General features: G+C 38.9%; 14 protein-coding genes and 1 pseudogene. 7 read left to right on the top strand and 8 right to left on the bottom strand.

Annotated elements, in window-relative coordinates:
• Positions 1 to 2 precede the first annotated feature (2 nt).
• Positions 3 to 2,114, bottom strand: a complete 2,112-nt coding sequence (locus tag ND811_RS14060; RefSeq protein ID WP_407658904.1) for a cellulase family glycosylhydrolase — start codon at positions 2,112 to 2,114, stop codon at positions 3 to 5.
• A 414-nt stretch (positions 2,115 to 2,528) separates the two neighbouring features.
• Here ND811_RS14060 and ND811_RS14055 point away from each other — a divergent pair, with 414 nt between their 5' ends.
• Together ND811_RS14055 and ND811_RS14050 are read left to right on the top strand one after the other, a co-directional pair.
• Positions 2,529 to 4,682, top strand: a complete 2,154-nt coding sequence (locus tag ND811_RS14055; RefSeq protein ID WP_265352476.1) for a neutral/alkaline ceramidase — start codon at positions 2,529 to 2,531, stop codon at positions 4,680 to 4,682.
• A gap of 94 nt (positions 4,683 to 4,776) precedes the next feature.
• A complete protein-coding gene (locus tag ND811_RS14050; protein WP_265352477.1) occupies positions 4,777 to 5,436 on the top strand; it encodes a TetR/AcrR family transcriptional regulator in 660 nt (219 codons plus the stop codon).
• Positions 5,437 to 5,462: 26 nt separating this feature from the next.
• Here ND811_RS14050 and ND811_RS14045 read toward each other — a convergent pair whose 3' ends face one another.
• On the bottom strand, positions 5,463 to 6,113 hold the full coding sequence (locus tag ND811_RS14045) for a TetR/AcrR family transcriptional regulator (RefSeq protein WP_265352478.1): 651 nt from the start codon (positions 6,111 to 6,113) through the stop codon (positions 5,463 to 5,465).
• Positions 6,114 to 6,242: 129 nt separating this feature from the next.
• On the opposite strand from ND811_RS14045, the gene ND811_RS14040 reads away from it, so the two are divergent.
• From ND811_RS14040 to ND811_RS14030, 3 genes are all read left to right on the top strand, one after another.
• Entirely contained in the window at positions 6,243 to 8,240 is a 1,998-nt protein-coding gene (locus ND811_RS14040; protein WP_265352479.1) for an oxidoreductase, read from the top strand.
• Positions 8,241 to 8,249: 9 nt separating this feature from the next.
• On the top strand, positions 8,250 to 9,998 hold the full coding sequence (locus ND811_RS14035) for an acyl-CoA dehydrogenase family protein (RefSeq protein WP_265352480.1): 1,749 nt from the start codon (positions 8,250 to 8,252) through the stop codon (positions 9,996 to 9,998).
• 152 nt (positions 9,999 to 10,150) lie between these two features.
• Positions 10,151 to 10,489, top strand: a complete 339-nt coding sequence (locus tag ND811_RS14030) for a lipoprotein (RefSeq protein ID WP_265352481.1) — start codon at positions 10,151 to 10,153, stop codon at positions 10,487 to 10,489.
• Between the two features lie 358 nt (positions 10,490 to 10,847).
• On the opposite strand, the gene ND811_RS14025 is transcribed toward ND811_RS14030, so the two are convergent.
• The 3 genes and pseudogenes from ND811_RS14025 to ND811_RS19640 all read right to left on the bottom strand — a co-directional run.
• The gene (locus ND811_RS14025; RefSeq protein ID WP_265352482.1) at positions 10,848 to 11,393 is read right to left on the bottom strand and encodes an HAD family hydrolase; all 546 of its coding nucleotides are present in this window, start codon (positions 11,391 to 11,393) and stop codon (positions 10,848 to 10,850) included.
• Between the two features lie 13 nt (positions 11,394 to 11,406).
• Positions 11,407 to 11,943, bottom strand: coding sequence for a P-type ATPase actuator domain-containing protein (locus tag ND811_RS14020; protein WP_265352483.1), 537 nt, complete (start codon positions 11,941 to 11,943; stop codon positions 11,407 to 11,409).
• An 18-nt stretch (positions 11,944 to 11,961) separates the two neighbouring features.
• Positions 11,962 to 12,039 (bottom strand): annotated as a pseudogene (locus tag ND811_RS19640) (cation-transporting P-type ATPase); the annotation flags it as partial.
• 278 nt (positions 12,040 to 12,317) lie between these two features.
• Between ND811_RS19640 and trhA the strand changes: the two are divergent.
• Positions 12,318 to 13,145 carry a PAQR family membrane homeostasis protein TrhA gene (gene trhA, locus ND811_RS14015; protein ID WP_265352484.1) on the top strand — a complete coding sequence of 276 codons (828 nt, stop codon included), beginning with the start codon at positions 12,318 to 12,320 and terminating at the stop codon, positions 13,143 to 13,145.
• A 101-nt stretch (positions 13,146 to 13,246) separates the two neighbouring features.
• Here trhA and ND811_RS14010 read toward each other — a convergent pair whose 3' ends face one another.
• Positions 13,247 to 14,206: an NAD(P)-dependent alcohol dehydrogenase gene (locus ND811_RS14010; protein ID WP_265352485.1), complete on the bottom strand. Its 960-nt coding sequence runs from the start codon at positions 14,204 to 14,206 to the stop codon at positions 13,247 to 13,249.
• Positions 14,207 to 14,339: 133 nt separating this feature from the next.
• Here ND811_RS14010 and ND811_RS14005 point away from each other — a divergent pair, with 133 nt between their 5' ends.
• Positions 14,340 to 15,038 (top strand): TetR/AcrR family transcriptional regulator C-terminal domain-containing protein, encoded by a 699-nt coding sequence (locus ND811_RS14005; protein WP_265352486.1) that lies wholly within the window; start codon positions 14,340 to 14,342, stop codon positions 15,036 to 15,038.
• A gap of 18 nt (positions 15,039 to 15,056) precedes the next feature.
• Here the strand turns inward: ND811_RS14005 and ND811_RS14000 are convergent, their stop codons facing one another.
• Complete coding sequence (locus ND811_RS14000) at positions 15,057 to 15,740, bottom strand: hypothetical protein (protein ID WP_265352487.1); 684 nt, start codon at positions 15,738 to 15,740, stop codon at positions 15,057 to 15,059.
• Between the two features lie 79 nt (positions 15,741 to 15,819).
• On the bottom strand, positions 15,820 to 17,643 hold the full coding sequence (locus ND811_RS13995) for an alginate export family protein (protein ID WP_265352488.1): 1,824 nt from the start codon (positions 17,641 to 17,643) through the stop codon (positions 15,820 to 15,822).
• Positions 17,644 to 17,772: the final 129 nt, after the last annotated feature.

Genomic DNA, 17,772 nt, shown 5'->3' with positions numbered 1-17,772 from the left:
CTTTAATTTGATGATTCGGCGGGGTATCCGCCGTATGTCATTTTCCCCGTTAAATAGATCGGACTTTTTTGTTCTAACAGAATCCGGGTGTTGAGTTTGGATTGGATCTCTTGAAGTGTTTGTAAGGAATAGGAAGTACTTCCTCCATCCACAACCAAAACATAATGATAAGATGAGTTCGGATTTTCGTCTAGATCCAAATCATCCCATATATGTAAAATGTTTCCAGAACCAACCTCTCGATTCCGATCTGGAGTGATGATGACCTCATTGGTTTCCTGGTTAGGAGTGGTTGGTATGGACTGGTTATAGATTTTTTTTTCAGAAACTAAAATAACCTTCGTAGGATCAAAATGATTGGGAAGGTAGACCTCTGTGGGAGCATCCGAGTACCTTCCTTTCCAAATGACCAATTGAAATCTTTTCCCCACAAAGTATTTTGATTCCGAGTCTCCAGGTTTGATTGCGGCCCAAGAAAATACATTGTTCCAAGTATCGTATCCAACCGTATTATAATAACTACTGATGATCCGGCCTTGTGACTTACGCAAATAACCTCGCTCGATGGAATGGTTATTTAAGTTGAAACTGGTTCCATAATTTCCTACCACTGAAAAGTCTTCTTCATTCCAGGCATCTTTTGTAGTAACAAGTTTATTTAGATTTCCATTCATATATTCTGCATGGTTATTGTAATAATAATCCCAGTGCCATTGCGTTCCCGATACAATGGGATTGTAAAAATCGGCAAATCTTGATTTGTTACTTTGGTTCCCATCGGAAATCTCCATCGCTTGGTAAACGGCACTGATCATTCGAGGAGTATCTTTTGCACCAGTTCCTTTCAGCCACATCCCGAATTCACTCAGGAAAACGGGGATTTTTAAAAACCTGGATTCATTTCTGATTTCATCTAAATATTTGAAATAAGTTGCATTATCAATTCCAGTAAGATCAGTCCCCATACGCCCTGCGTCATAGAAGTGAGAGTTAAATACAAATCCTGGACCAGGTGGTGAGAGCAAATGACCACCTCCTGTTGCTGGTGCAATCGCCGAACCAATATTTGTATTCCAAAATACTAAAGGTTCAGCAAATACCCATTTATTTTCCCATCCATTTTGATTTAAAATGGTACGGATTTTTTTGTACATTGGCCATAACTTTTGATTGTCCCACTGAGCAGGCGTTAATCCTTCCATTCCTCCGTCCACTGGTTCATTAAATGGATCAAGTCCGAGTATATAAGAAAATTCTTCTGCACTAAGTTTATCTTTTAGATAGGCAGATGTTTTTCCGATTTGCCATAGAAACTCTGTTTGCATATTCCTTGTTCCGGAATTTGTAGATAGTGGGGCATTGTTCCAAAAGTTGCGAAAGGCACGACGAACTGCTTCGTTTGTTAAATTGTTTTGACTCCAACTAGCACAAATTATGCCACAGTATTCGTTTGGATAACTTCCTCCCTTGGTTATCCAAGCCGGAGCGCCATTTCCTGTATGCCAAGAGTTTTTATGAAAGAGATGACGTGAAAACAAATCTTGGTGATAGTCAAGAAGAATGTACATTCGTTTGGCCGTGGCTTTTTTGATTTGATTTATGACCGCATCTAGGTAATTATAATCAATTGTATCTACTGCAGGATGGATACCTTCCCAAGCTATCGTATAACGAATAATATTTGATCCTGTGGTTTTTCCGAGCCTAGTAAAAGCAATCTCTGCATCGGATTCATTGGCAAATGGTTTAAACCCATGTTGTGCCAGTTTCATATTCCCTGAAATATTAAATCCTCGGAAACTGACCTCTCGACCAAGTCCATCCACAAAAATCTGGTCTGTGAACGAGTTGTTTGTTTTTTCTGAAATCAAAATTTCTCTTTCTTGGGATGTGAGGCTGTAATCTAGATTATGCGGGGACGTTGCCATTGCGGTTACCCTTGAAGATCCAAAGGAACGAACTTCAGTAGTTCCCGGTTGGTTATTTCCGCCTAATAATAGTAAGGTAACCATGTTTGACCCACTATCTTTTGCCGGAGTACAGGCAAGAGTGCTGAGTAAAAAAATGTGAATCAGGCCTCTGCCTAGGTTTCCCTGTTTTCGGTTTGGTTTCATAATTCCTCGTTTGGCATTCCTTGGGGAATGGGTTTTGGCCAGTTGCATCATATTGACCGACGTTTGTCGATTAAAAAAATGACATCAAATTTCCGTAAATATGTAATTGAGAAATCCTCATCCGGAAAAAGCACCTGAGTGAAATTGGAAATTGACTTACCATTTGTAATTGGGAACGGTTTTTATCGCATCACCCCTCCATTCTGTCCGATTCTAACGGAAATTACCTTCTCATTGTAGCGGAAACCTGAACACTGCTCTATAAAAATCGACACATGTCGATTAAATTTCTTGCCATATTTTTAACACTGTTTAGACTTATAAACCGAATTTGGTTTTGGATCGACCTTGGCCACGAGAGGAAACCCAAGCGAAAAACTGTTTTATTTAGAAATTTAGATTCGGAGAAAGTATATGAATTCCAAAAAAGAATCCCGAGTGCGCTTGGGTGTTACCATGATTTGCAGTTTTCTGGTTTTGCATTGTTCCGACCAGAAGCCATCCCCATCGCCCCTACTCGGACTCGTCAGCGCCGGTGCGAGTGAGAGTTCTCAGTTGGATTTGGCCAGTGCGTCTGGTGTGAGCCGGGCCGTGTCACCTTCCCTTGGTTCGTCGCCCTATTTAGTCGGTGCAGGTATTTACGACATCACAGGACCTGCTGCAGAAGTAGGGATGATGGGGTTTGCGGAAACAGCGCAAAAAACGGAAGGGATTTATATGCGCCTATGGTCAAGGGCCTATATCATTGGAGATGCTTCCAAACGAGTGGTATTTGTCAGCGCTGATTTGGGTATGATTTTCCAATCCATTAAACAAGCGGTGAGTAAAAAAATCGCTTTGGATTCAGAACTTTCTCCTTATTACAATGAGGCCAATTTTTTGCTTTCTGCAACACATACTCATAGTGGTCCAGGTGGTTATTCACATTATTTTTTATACAATGCGACTACAGCAGGTTTTATTAAAGAAAACTATGAAGTAATTGTGGATGGGATTTATCGTTCTATCAAATTAGCTCACCAAAATTTAGTTCCCGGAAATGTTTACATCAATCAAGGGAACCTAACTGATGCTAGTAAAAATCGTTCTGCAGTTGCTTACGATAAAAACCCATTGAGTGAAAGAAACTTTTATGGATCGAACGTAGACCAAACGATGACGTTGTTGAAACTAGTTGCGGCCGATGGTCGGGAACTTGGGATGGTGAACTGGTTTGCAGTACATCCAACAAACGTTGGTCCAACAAATAAACTCATTGGTGGTGATAATAAAGGGCTTGCTTCTTATTTATTTGAAAAGTCTAAAAGTGCAAACTATTCCGCAAACCAAACCTTCGTGGCTGCTTTTGCTCAATCGAATGCAGGTGATGTGACACCGAACCTTTGGGGTCCTGCCGATGGAGTGAATGATTATGCGCGCCAAAAGATCATTGCCGAAAAACAATTAAACAAAGCGCAATCATTGTATTCTTCTGCCAATACTCAATTGACAGGTTCTGTGGACTTTCGACATACCTATGTTAACTTTTCGAACCTTTATATCAGTAGTTTAGGAACCACTACTTGCCCTGCGGGGATGGGTGCTTCTTTTTCGGCCGGAAGTGTGGAAGATAATGCTGTCTCTGTCGATTTTTTTGATGAAGGAACCACTGTCGATTCCCTTGATTGGAATACAAATACTGCGGATGCATTTAAAGCTAGTTTCCTCGGTGGATTCCTTGGCGTTCTTTGGCCGTCTTCTGTGAGCGAGGCATATAAACTTTGTCATGCGGAAAAACCTGTTCTGATCCCAACGGGTGTGGCAAGTTTCGATGGGAATCCTTGGACTCCACCTGTGATTCCTATGCAGATCATTAAAATAGGAAACTTAGCAATCCTTGCCATTCCTGCCGAAGTATCCACTATGGCGGGTCGAAGGCTTCGTTCTCTAGTAAAAAATGTTTTGGAAAACGAATACACTGTGATTGCAGGGTTATCCAATTCTTATACTTCGTATCTGACAACAAGAGAAGAATATTCCTCACAACAATATGAAGGAGCTTCGACTCAATTTGGACCGAACACTTTACTTGGATATGAGCAAGAATTTGGAAAACTAGCAAGTGCTATGCGAAATGGAGCATCTTCCCCTGCAGGTCCTATCCCACCAGATCTTACCAATTACCAAGCCACTTTCCAAACAGGTGTGGTCTTTGATGATGTGCCTCTCTTTAAGAGTTTTGGTAATGTAGTGACTCAACCATCTGCTTCCTATAATAGTGGTGCCACTGTGAATGCCGTCTTCTGGGGTGCTCATCCAAAAAATAACATGCTTATCGGAAGTAGTTTTGTGGATGTGGAAAAACAAAATGGATCAACGTGGACAGTGGTGGCAAGGGATTACGATCCTTCCACAACATACCGATGGCAAAGGGATGGAATCGCTTATTCCAAAATCAATGTTTCTTGGAATACCACATCTTTTCCAGCAGGGACCTATCGACTTAGACACCGGGGCCATTGGAAATCTGGTTGGACTGGAGCGATCAGCGCTTACCAAGGGGTCACAAATCAATTCACTGTGCAGTAATATCTGAACAATCACTCACCTGGCCCTTAAAAAAGGTCAGGTATTTTCTTTACAACGGGATTGACTGGGTAAGATTCCCTAGAAGGCTCGTAGTATGGATAAATTGGTAGACGCATCCTTATCCCCTGATCTTGCATCCAGGCCCTTTAAATTCACAAGCAAACAAGGCAGAAATAGGCGCACACGACTTTTAACGATTGCTTTGGAATTTCTTAGAGAGAAATCTCCAGAAGAGATTAGTTTTGCGGATATTTGCAAAGAAGCCAATATTCCAAGGCCATCTGCATATCATTTTTTCCCTAATGTAGAAGCAATCTTTCACGGAATTAGATTGTTACATTCAGAAAGTTTAATTGAAAAATCTCTTTTATTAAAAAGAGAAACTTTTCATTCTTGGGAACAATACATCGAACGTTCGATCGACGTGGCAGTGGAAGTCACTAATAAAGAAATTGCTTTTCCTCGTTTGATTTATGGATACAGAATGAGTAACCCTGAAATGCGTCAAGTGGGACAAGAGTTAGATGCAAAACTGGCAAACCTTGCCAAACTAGGACTTATGGACCGGTTCGAACTACCAACCTTTGAAAATGCAGATCCTATCTTCGCGGTTGCCTTTTCCATTGCCGATTCTCTATTGAAACTTTCTTACAGGACTTATGGAGACTTTACTCCTTGGATGGTGGGAGAAACAAAAAAGGCAACGATCTCGTATTTAAAAAATTATCTACCTGAAGTCTGCAAACCTAAATAGAGAATTTATCGTTTTAATTATTTGCTTTATTTCATGCCGTTAATTGCATATTCAGTTACCGTTTGGATGAATTTTTCCATTTCCTGGATATCATTTTTCATCTGTAACCTGCCTTCTAAAAATAACATTGCAATTCCATGAATCATGGCCCAAGAAGCCAAAGTTTTTTCCCTGGTATTTCCTTTCTCTAAATGTCCTAATCTTTGTCCTAATCTAATAATCTCGTGTAACTGCCGATAGGTTCTTCTGGAAACTGCGAGTAGTGTGGGATGTGTTTTTGCATCTACACCAGTACCACCAAACATAATTCTTGCGAACTGTCTGTTAGTCATAATGAATTGAAAGTAGGTCCATCCAAGGGCACGATATCTGCCTTTAAAGTCCTGGTCTGTTTTTTCTAATTCCTTCTGGTATGTCTCAAAGTACTTTTGGAATCCGATTTCGGCGATGGCAGAGAATAAAGCATGTTTGTTTTCGAAATGATGGTAACTTGCTACGTGGCTTACACCAGCGTGTGCGGCTACTTTTCGCAGAGAGATATCTTCCAAAGATGTATTTTCTAAAAGTTCAACCCCAGCTTGGATGAGGGCCTCTTTTACATTCACTCCGTTGTCTTTGGTAGGGCGACCCACTGCCTTTGTTTTTTTGGGTGAGGACTTTTTTTTCGAAATCGCCATTTCCCCAATTTTCAGGTAGACACTCTTAATGACTAGTGTTAATTACCGGTGGTAATTTTCCGGCTTGCCTTTGAAACTTTAAATATTACCAATGGTAAATTAATTCAAATCTATGGACTAGAAAAACAAATGAATCCAGCATTTACACCGATCCACATTGGTAATTTTACTCTCCCAAACCGTTTTATTATGGGTTCCATGCATCTTGGTGTGGAAGGAGAAACTGGCACTGCAGAAAGAATGGCAGCTTTTTACGGCAAACGATTCGAAGGGGGAGTGGGCCTGATTGTCACAGGCGGGATTAGTGTGAATGAAGAAGGCAAAGGGTCTCGAACTTTTTTTAACATCCAAAATCCAGAACATGCCAAAGAGCTAAAACGTATGAATGAGCTACTTCTTGGTAAGGGAACCATGTGTGCCCAACTTTTTCATGCAGGTAGGTATGCTGCGGATAGAAATTGTGTAGCCCCTTCTGCCATTCGTGCGCCAATCAATCGTTATGTGCCAAAGGCTCTGACAGAAGACGAATGTTGGAAAACTATCGAGGATTTTGGGGTGGCTGCCAAACTTGCTAAGGAGTCAGGGTTTGGAGCTGTTGAAATTATGGGGAGTGAAGGTTATTTACTAAACCAATTCTTTTCGCAAGTGACTAACAAAAGAGATGATTATTTTGGCGGCGATTCTCTGAGAAGGATGAACCTATCTATAGAGGTTCTTCGTGCTGTGAAAAAACAATTACCAGATGGATTCCCTGTGATCTTTCGTATGTCTGGAATTGATCTTATACCAGGTAACCCAACCTTTGAGGAAGTTGTTCAGTTAGCAAATGTTTTGCGGGATGAAAAGGTCTCAGCTTTGAACATAGGAATCGGTTGGCATGAGTCGAGAATTCCAACCATAAGCCAGTTAGTTCCCAGGGGGGCTTGGGTTTCTATTGCCAGTCGTATCAAAGAAAAGACACCAGGGGTTCCCATCATTGCATCGAACCGAGTAAATGATCCCATCACCATGCAAAAGGTTTTTGATGAAAAAAGTGCCGATATCATTTCGATGGCAAGACCTTTTCTTGCCGATCCATTCATCGTAAAAAAATTCCAAACAGGGAATTCCAACCGAATCAATACTTGCGTAGCTTGCAATCAAGCCTGTCTTGACCATGCCTTCCAAGAAAAATTTGTGTCTTGTATCGTTAATCCAGAAGCAGTCCATGAATTAGAATATTCGAAACCAAAAACAAAGGATCCTAAAAGAGTTTTTATTATTGGATCGGGACCTGCTGGACTTGAAGCAGCACGCGCCAGTGCAAATCTTGGCCACAAAGTCACCTTATATGAAAAAGCAAACTTACTCGGTGGACAATTTCAATTGGCTTCTCATATTCCTGGTAAGTCAGAGTTTAAAGAAACCATTCGTTTTTTTTCCAATGAACTTCCGGCTCTTGGTGTCGAGATCAAATTAAATACGATAGCAACTTTAACATTGTTAGAAAAAGAAAATCCCGATGTCATTATTTTTGCGAGTGGAGTGAAACCTCGTGAGTTTTCCTTAAAAGGGCTAGAAAATCTACCTTCGGGAAATTATACTGAGTATCTCACCGGAAAATTCAAACCAGGTAAACGAGTAGCGGTGATTGGTGGTGGTGGAATTGGTGTGGATGTGGCACATAGATTGACTGAAGAAGGAGATCTAACTTTAAGTTCTTACGATAAAAAATATAACATTAGTTCGTTTACCAATGCGGCTGTACAAAAAGAAAAGGCGCATCGGGATGTAGCTGTGTTTCGTAGGAATGGAAAACATGGGGCAGGTCTTGGACCGACTACATTTTGGGCTCTCAAACAAGAGTTAGAATCTGTCGGAGTTGAATTCTTTCATGGACTTACTTACAAAGAAGTCACAAAAGAGGGATTAAAAGTAGAATTAAAAAATGGGGAAGAATTTTTATATCCTTGTGATTCACTGATTTTCTGTGTGGGACAAGAAAAAGAAACATCACTATTTGAGGAATTTAAAAATAAACATCCAAATAAACAAGTTATCATAATTGGTGGAGCCAAAGATCCACGAAATATTGATGCCAAACGTGCCTTTTTAGAAGGTTTACAAGCAGCACATAGCATTCATTAGGAGAAAAACATGATCGCAAATAACTATTTTTTAGAAGACGAAGATTTACAAATAATCTATAACCAAATTCTTGATTGGGATTCTATCATCAAAGAAACCGAAGGAGAAGGTTTTTTTGATCACCAGACATTTGTAAAAACAAATAACCCTCGTTATGAAATGGCACCTTCTACTAAAGAGGAAGCATTTGAATTATATACATCCAGTTTGGAAGCAATGGGAGATTTTTTTGGAAATGATGTCTCGCAAAAATCTCAAATCATGGATCGTAATGAATTAAAATACTTGAATGGAAAAGTGATTTTTCCCAAAGAAACCATCGAGATTTATGAAAAGTTTCGTAACACAGGACTCATGGCTTATTCCCTTTCCAGAGAAGCTGGTGGACTTGCTTTTCCTGCCACTGTTGGTGCACTGTATGCAATGCTTATGGCACGAGCGGATGTCGCTTTTTGTATGACAACCACCTTACTCAATTTAGCACAAATTGTGGATCGGTTTGGAACGCCAGAACAGGTCGAAACTTATGCTACGAAGGCAGCAACAGGTGAATGTTTGTTTGCTATGTCGCTTACAGAACCTGATTACGGATCAGATCTTAATAATGTAAGAACTGTTGCTGTTAAACAGGAAGATGGTAGTTACCGTTTAACAGGAACAAAACGATTTATCTCACAAGGTTGTGGTTTAGGAGATCATCCGGCTCTTCTTCTTACATTGGCCCGAACTGGTAAATCGGAAGGTGGAGCAAGAGGTTTATCGGTTTTCATTGTAAAGAGTGAAGATGTATTCGTTGCAGGAATTGAAAAGAAAATGGGGATACATGCTTCTCCTACTTGCGAAATAGTTTATGACAATACATATGGCGAAATTTTAGGAGAAGAAGGACTTGGCCTCACTCGTTATACAGCCGGTATGACTAACTTTATGCGTCTTGTCAGTGCCTCTGGTGGTTGTGGTGGAGGAGCCGCTGCCTATTTTGAATGTGTGAAGTATGCTAATGAAAGAAAACAATTCGGAAAACCCATTGGCGAAATTCCTGCAGTTGCCGAGATGATTCATAAAATCAAACGGGAAACAAATGCAATGCGACTTCTCACTCTAGAAACTGCACGTGTGATTGATATGTACCAACATCATCAAATTCGAATGGAAAAAGCGGGTAAGGACGACAGAGAAATCAGAAAAGATGAAAAGGTGAAATATTGGTCCACACTCGCATCCACTCTCACTCCAATGGCTAAGTATTATAGTTCAGAAGAAGGGCATAAATGTACAAATCTCGCAGTGCAAGTGTTTGGCGGAGCTGGTTACACGGAAGATTACGATATCTCTCGAATGTTTAGGGATTCAAGAATCAATACCATTTATGAAGGAACAAGCCAAATTCACGTCCGCATTGCTACAGGTGCCATTCTTGCCGGTATGGCAGGTGATGGAAATTTTAGAAAGTATCTCAATTCTTTGAAAGCGGAGATCCAAACACCATCCACTTTTCTTTTGGAACAAGAAAGAGTTTTAGAAGAATCCATTCTCGTAATGAGAAACATTCAGGAAGAAACTAGAAAAGAGACAGTGGCTGAAAATTTAATGATCCAAATGACACGTTACATTTGTAGTTTGTTATACGAAAAATCAATATCAAAAATTAAGGACCAAAAAACGAGAGAAACTTGGTCAAAAGATTGCCTAGCATACGTAGTTGATAGTGCGGCTATCGCTCAGTCCTGTTTGTATCGAATTCAAAATTTTGGCTAAACTAAAACGAAAACTGAAACTAAATGATAAACGAACGTGAATCATTTTGGACTGTAAAAATAGAATGAATGTAAAAAAATTCGAATCTTAAAAGTTTGTGAAGGTGTTGACTAAGGGAAAAAAATGTTTAAAGATATGCTAGAGGTTTTTCTATGAAAAAAATTCTAACTATTTTAACGAGTGTTGCCTTGGTTGCATCGTCTTCTGTTTTTGCCCATGATCATGATGGACATGGAAAGAAGGCGATGGCAGGGGATCATTTCAAAAAAATGGATACCAACAGCGATAACAAAGTTTCTAAGGAAGAATGGCAAAAGTTCCATGATGGTTTTTTCACCGAACTTGACAAAGACGCTGACGGATCCGTGACACTAGATGAGATGAGATCTTCGCGAATGGAAAAAAGAGAAGAGAAAAAAGAAGAAATGAATGAAAAAGCCAAAGAGGCCAAAACAAAGAAAAACGATAAAAAGAAAAAAACATCCGAATAACGACCGTTTGGATTGGGGCGCCTCGCATTGGATTAATTAAACCAAATCCAATGAGGGCTCGACCGGGCTCTCCGCTCCAATCTTTCGCTTATTGCGAAAGGATTTCTGCTACGATCCCTGGCGCAAGGTATCCTTTTTTTTATTGTGAACATAATAGAAAATTCGTTTCACTGATTCTACTACAACTTAATAAACAGCAACCATCAAAGCAAGTACTGCATAAAACTCAATAGGTGGAGGAACTTATGGGTCCTATGGTTAACATAAAGTTTCGAATAAAACCAATATCCATTACGCGAGGTGTTTTCAATTCATCTTGATCTACTTCATCTAAAGGGATTGGTACTTCCGAAAGATCTTATAAAAAATTATTAAGAAGGATTTGTGTGGGTAACATTGGCAAAAAAGGTAAAAATAAAGCTGCTCCGGCTATACTAAATATATTTCCAAAATTCGAACTTGTTCCCTTCATAATGTATTTCATAATATTTCCAAAAGTTCGCCTTCCTTCTATAACTCCATCATATAACACGCGTAAATCATGATTAAGTAAAATCATATCTGCCGCTTCCTTTGCGAAATCCACAGCTGAATCTACCGATAATCCAATATCATTTAATGCAGATAAGGCGGATTTCGCACTTTCCTTTGGCGGATCTAAAAATGCGGCAAATCCTGAAAGTGTTAGTTCTGTTTCATCGCTTACTACGGCATGAGTGTGTTCGATATTTTCTTCTCGCCACGCAATTCCAAGTACGCGAAATCCTTTCATTTCTAAAGAGGAATAAACAGAACGAATTTTTTCCAATGCCTTAGCATCTATTTTTTGAATATTTTTTTCGTCCGTCTCAAAATAAGTGCAATGTTGAATGATTTCTTCTGGTGCACCTTTTACTACAAGCATACGCTTTTTATTTTCAGAATGATTGATTAATACGGAAACTCTTCAGGTAAGCCAATTCTAAAACACGTAGACTCTTTTCTCCATTTGGGTTTACATGTTTTTCTGACTTGATTTTTGCTTCAGTAAGAGTTCCGAATTTTTCTGTACCGATTTCAAAAGAGGTTTGAGGTGGGGCCTTAGTTAGATTGTCTGCGATGGCACCCATAGCTGTGTTTAGCCCTGTGTTTACAATAAGTACTTTGGCGTTTCCACTAATCACATTGGTGCCCATAAATACAGCATTAGATGCTTCTATGAGATCACTTGCATCTAACAATCGAACATCGGCAGGAACCATATCACCTGCCGAAAGTAAAACAACGTCGCCTGGTACGATTTGTGAAACAGGTAAACTGATATTATTTGAATCTCGGATTACCGTTGTTTGTTTCGAAACGGAATGACGTAAACTGTCTGCTGCTTTTTCTGCTTTATGTTCTTGGAAAAAATCTAAGAGAACGCTTAAAAAGATCAAAACGGTAATGATTATGAAATTGGAAATTTCTCCCATGAAAGCAGACACTCCACTCGCAAAGAGTAGGAGTAGAATTAGAGGATTTCTAAACTTAACAAGGACCTGTCTCCATATCGGCTTTGTTTTTCGAATGGCAAACTAATTGGCTCCGAATTTTTGGAATCTTTATGCTGCCGATTCCGCACTTAGTCCTACCGGTTACATTTAGGTATAATAATGTTTCATTTAACGAATTTAGCCACCAAGTGGAGGTTTGGAAGTTGCGTTGCATCAGTAGACCTCAATTAAGAACAGAGATGGATCAGTGGATTTTTTAAAAATGGTTCATTTTGTCCACAGAGTTAATCATATGATTTCTTTCGATTGACGATTCAAAAAGAAGGGAGCTAAGTTGATCTTACCGAAACCCTATGAAAGCGAAAAAAAGTAATACCAAAACCAAAAAGAAACCGATTCTTTCTAAACGATCAACGAACAAACAAACTATTCCATCCAAATCCAAAACAACCTCAAAAAAAACATCTTCCGTTACAGAGTCCGAACCGTTAAAACAAATGTATCAATCGACTACGGAACTGATTGATACCATTCATGAATATTCCATAGGACATGAAATTGCAAATGCTGTTACACACGGAATCGGTGGAGGTCTCAGTATTGCTGGGCTTTCTCTTTTATTGACAGTCGCTGTTTTATACGGGGATGTATGGCATATTGTCAGTTCAGCGATTTACGGGGCAACTCTTATCCTTTTGTATCTTGCCTCCACTCTTTATCATGGAATTTATCACTCAGCTACCAAACGTATTTTTAAAGTAATCGACCATGCATCCATTTATTTGTTAATCGCTGGAACCTACACTCCGTTTACTCTTGTTAGCTTGCGTGAACATTCCCAGTGGGGATGGACTTTGTTTTTAGTGGTTTGGATTTTGGCTTTTGCGGGAGTTCTTTTGTTATTATTGTTCCCTGGAAAATATAGTGGTGCAAGGGTTGTCGTATATATCCTTATGGGTTGGCTTGCTATTTTTGTGGTGAAAGACATTCGCCAAGCAATCGGTGTAGGTGGGATTTCTTGGCTTGTGGCAGGTGGGCTTAGTTATACGATAGGTGTAATTTTTTATCTTTGGGATCGTCTCCCATTCAATCATGCTATTTGGCATTTATTTGTTCTTTCTGGAAGTCTTTGTCATTTTTTTGCAATTTTGTTTTATGTTTTACCACCAATTCGAAACTAAAGTTTGGATTGGAGGTGAAAAGCAATTAGTTAGTATCCATTCGTCTTTTTGTTTTTTTAAACAATAAAAAGAAGAATGGATTTATATCACATGTGATTTTGTTAATTGATTACATCAATGACTACATTTCCTTTTTTGTGCCCGGCTTCTACGTATTGGTGTGCGGCCGACAATGCTTCTAAAGGAAAGGACTTGTCGATTACCACTGTGAAGTCTCCATTTTTCGTGAGTTCAGCTAAAGTATTTAGATTTTCCAATGTCTCTGAGATGGGTCCAAATTTTATATTAATGCCTTTGGAAATTGATATCCAAGCTGCTTGCAACATATCTTTAAAAGAAGCACCGACTAAAACTAAAACTCCTCCTTTGGTGAGATGGTTTAAATTGGATGAGATGGATGATTTGCCTACACATTCAAATACTATATCATAAGTTTTTTTATGCGAATCTGCGTGAAAACCTTTATAGTCCATAACAGAATCTGCCCCAAGCGACTGAACCAATGGAAAATTTCCAGGACTACAAACTGCCGTAACAACGGCTCCGAAATATTTTGCCAATTGAATAGCTGCTGTTCCCACGGAGCTTGATGCACCATAAATGATAATCGATTGTTTTTTTTGAATCTTACATTTTTGAATGAAATCAAGCGCTGTTAAACCGCCAAATGATAATGCAGCTCCTTGTGAAAAGGAAATTTCTTTGGGAAGGGTAGTCATAACAGATGATTCTTTAATACAAATGTATTCTGCATAGGCTCCCATTTGCATTCCAGTGGAACCAAAAACTTTATCTCCTATTTGAAATTTTGTGACGTTTTCTCCAATAGCATCCACCACTCCTGCAAAGGAAATTCCAAGAACTGGTTTTCTCGGTTTCAAAATTCCAAAATACAAACGAACTACTTTTGGATCGGGTTTACGGATACGCCAATCACCTGAATTAACTGCACTATTATGATTTTTGATTCGGATTTCATCTTTATTCGGAGAAGGGATTTCCCAATTTTCTAAACGGAAAACATCTGGGGTTCCATACTTTCTTGCGGTAATGACTTTCAATGGTTAATCTCCTGAAATCACTATCGATACTTACAGTGTAAGTTTGTCAAGGAAATTTATTTCTCCCTGTATTTTCCTAAAAACAATAGAAAAACCAGTAAATTTGTGATATAAATTTCAAAAAGGAGAGGAAGTGAATAAAAAAAAGAAACCCAAATTATCTTCTCTAAAACTCTCTAAAAAGGCTAAAAAAAAACACACCTTATCTAAGAAATTAGTTTTAGAATTTGCTATTCGAATCGCCGATGAATTTGGGTTGGAAGAATTGTCTATGCGTCATCTGGCATCTAGTTTGGGTGTTGAGGCTATGTCTTTATACAATCATGTAAAAAATAAAGATGAGGTTCTCGATGGAATGGTCGATCTAGTAATTTCAAAGATCACATTACCGAAGATAGGCGAAGATTGGAAAGAAGAAATGAAAATTAGAGCAAAGTCAGCTCGTGAAATTCTAATTTTACATCCTTGGGCAACTTCACTTATTGTCTCGCGTATGAATGTGGGAGAAGGTATGTTGACCTACTTTGATACAACACTCGGTTGTTTACACTCTGCTGGATTTTCTTTGCAGACTGCCGATCATATAGTTAATACAATCGACAGTCATATTTATGGTTTTATATTACAAGAATTGAATTTTCCGATTGATCCAAATGATTATGCAAAAACAGCCGAAGGTTTTTTGCCTCAATTGGAATTGAGTCCTTTTTCTCATATAGCCAATTTAGGTAAAGAAGTGGTATCCGGTGCATATAATGGAATGCACGACTTTGAGTTTGGATTAAATTTGATTTTGGATGGCCTAGAGAGACTCCGTCTGGATTCAAACTAAAGTTAGTATTTGTTCCCTTCACTCTAAAGGAATGGAAGACCAAGCAGTTTCTTCTAAGTCTAATTTCGTTTGTTTTTTTATTTCCTCAACCATTTCCTTTGTTTGATTGGTTTCAATAAAGCCGGCATAACCAGAACTATCTGTTTGGTCTGCACCGCCAGTTAGTACTGTGGAGATTATGGCAGCACCAATTTTAGCTGTTAGGCTCGTTTTAAAACTTCCGACAATCGATTCTCCCACATTGTCCATGTCAAGATCCGTTCCTAATTCCGTTTTGTTGAAATCAACAATATACTTACCTAAGATCATGATTTGATTGGGTTTCACAGAGAATTTCGATTTTTCTAGATTTTGTCGATCCAATACATAATATACATTTGCATCTTTTTGTGTCCGAGCATCTTTTTCATGAACATGGGCTGCTACAATCGCATACTCACCAGGTTCAATGTTCAAAACGTAATAACGTCTTTGTGAAAAGAAATTTGTTTCGATCAATGGCAATTCACTTAAATTCTTTTTTGATTTATCGAGTTTTAGTAAAAAAACTTTTTCTGGATAAAAATGTCCCATTAATGTTTTTGGGATAACCAATTCGAAAACAATTGCAGAAGATTGTTTTGGGGAATTTGGTATAACCTCTGGTTTTATCCTGCAATGGAGTAAAGTCAAAGCAAGGATGATTGTAATAATGATTCTCATATTTATCCTAAATTGTTTTTGGTTCGTATTAGAAAAATACGAATTGTTTTAGCTCGTCAAGGATAAACATAAGAAAAAACTAAATTGCAAACACACTTTGGAGAGTGAAATAACTCGAATTAGGTTTGAAATCGTATCTATGATAAGGATCGGTTTCATACGGGTTGTTTTTTTGGTTTCTAATGGCGTCTCCGGCATATAACGAACTTGCACCAAACCAAAAAGAAACATTTTCAAATGGTGTAACAATGTAGATAAAGTTAATTTCCGTAGCGACATGTTTTCCTAATTTCGGTCGATTTTGGTTGTAAGCTTCCGTGTTGAAGTAATCTTCGGTTGAGGCCGTCTCACCAGTAGCTTTGCTACCTGCCACATAATTATTGTTATCGTAATATCCGTCTTGTAGTTTTACTTTATAATACCAGTGTGGGTTTAATATAAATGTCCCCCATTTTCCTGAGTCATATTTTATATTAATGGAATAATCCTTAATGTTTTGCCAAAATACCATTCCCGAGTTTCCGTTCCCAGAGAAAGCAAGACCCGCACCAGCCATCCTTCTTGTTGCAAATAGAGGATTATAAGTGGCTACACTTCCATCGTTACGGTTAGGATCTCCAGAAGCCTGGACATATTGTACGCCAATTCTAAATTCTTTCACTGGACTAAATCCCAATTGAACAGCCACAAAATTTGCCTTGTATTGGACTGGAGAAGAAAGGGGAGGTGCCTCTCCGGTTTTTTTATTCGTTGTGTAGGTTCCTTTTTGGTTAAGCCAATCTGGTGAAACTCTTTCACCAGTAAACCCTGTTTGCCAAGCAGCTTCGACCATCCAGTCAATTCCTGTTTCCGTTGTAATCATATTACCTTTGGTACGATTGGTGAGCCGAAAGCCCGTTGTATTTAGTTGGTCAGGGCCTCTATAATAAATATCGGATCCATAATTAGCAGTTGTGTTTGTGGCTTTTTGTTTTTGTTTATATAGTGTAAAATTATATAAATCGATTCCGAGCCAGTCCCAGGGTTTGAATCCAAAGTGGGCTCCGTAATAAGAAGCATTTCCTGGACCCCCGACTCTTGTGGAATTGTTGGAAACAATACTATTGGCATTATTTTCGGAACTGAGTACAGCACCAAAAAAATCGATGCTATGTTTTTGTATGGAGATGGTGGTTCGAATGGCATCAAAAGCATTTCCATTCAAACTGTCATTTCTTGCACCGATAATCCTTCCGTCTCCAAAGTCTAAAATCTGTCGACCTGTTCTAACACGAAATACTTGATTGGTTGTTTTTAAATCAACGAATGCTTCTCGAAACCCCGTGTAGTTATTGAGAGGTACTTCTTTCTGTTTGGAAGTATCGATTGTTGTGCCACCATTGGAAATTACACCTAACCTTTGGTCTGTGGACCCATTCAAAACCTCTCCACCCCAAAGTCTGACATCTTGTAAGGTCAGTTTAAAAGTAACATTGGGAGATATATCTCCAATGAGAAAAAACTGGGTTTGATTGCTCACCGTATTTCTGTTATCTGGAGTAGAACGATCGAAATCTGTATTATAAAGCGAGTCTGCTTTAGGGCGAATTCCAAATCCCACTCGGAATCGATCTGCAAACCAAAGGTTTGTATTTTCTTGTAAGGCCTTTCTTTGTTTTCCAGTGATTTGTAAACTTTTAAGGTATTCGCCAGTGAGGTTCCCCTTCATAGGACTTACATATTCTGCTGGCTCTTCCGGAGGGGGAGGAGGAGGTGGTGGAGTTGGCGGCGGAGGGGTTGTTTCTTGCGGAACTTCCTTTTTTACCGGCGTAATGAATTGTGCATCTAAGTCTTTTGTTAGAGGAGATAAAAGAATTCCTAATGAAACAAATCCGATTATGATTCGATGATTGCGTAGGTACATGGTCCACCACCTGTTTTTTCGTCAGTGAATACAGATTGTTCTAACTTTCAAACTTTATATTTGATGGTTCGTAACTGTCCTAGCATTTTAATCAAGGGAGACTATGAATCAACACTAATTTTGTAAATA

Origin of the sequence: Leptospira soteropolitanensis, assembly GCF_026151655.1 — a bacterium.
Taxonomy (GTDB): domain Bacteria; phylum Spirochaetota; class Leptospiria; order Leptospirales; family Leptospiraceae; genus Leptospira_A; species Leptospira_A soteropolitanensis.
This window is presented reverse-complemented; position numbering and strand designations above follow the sequence as displayed.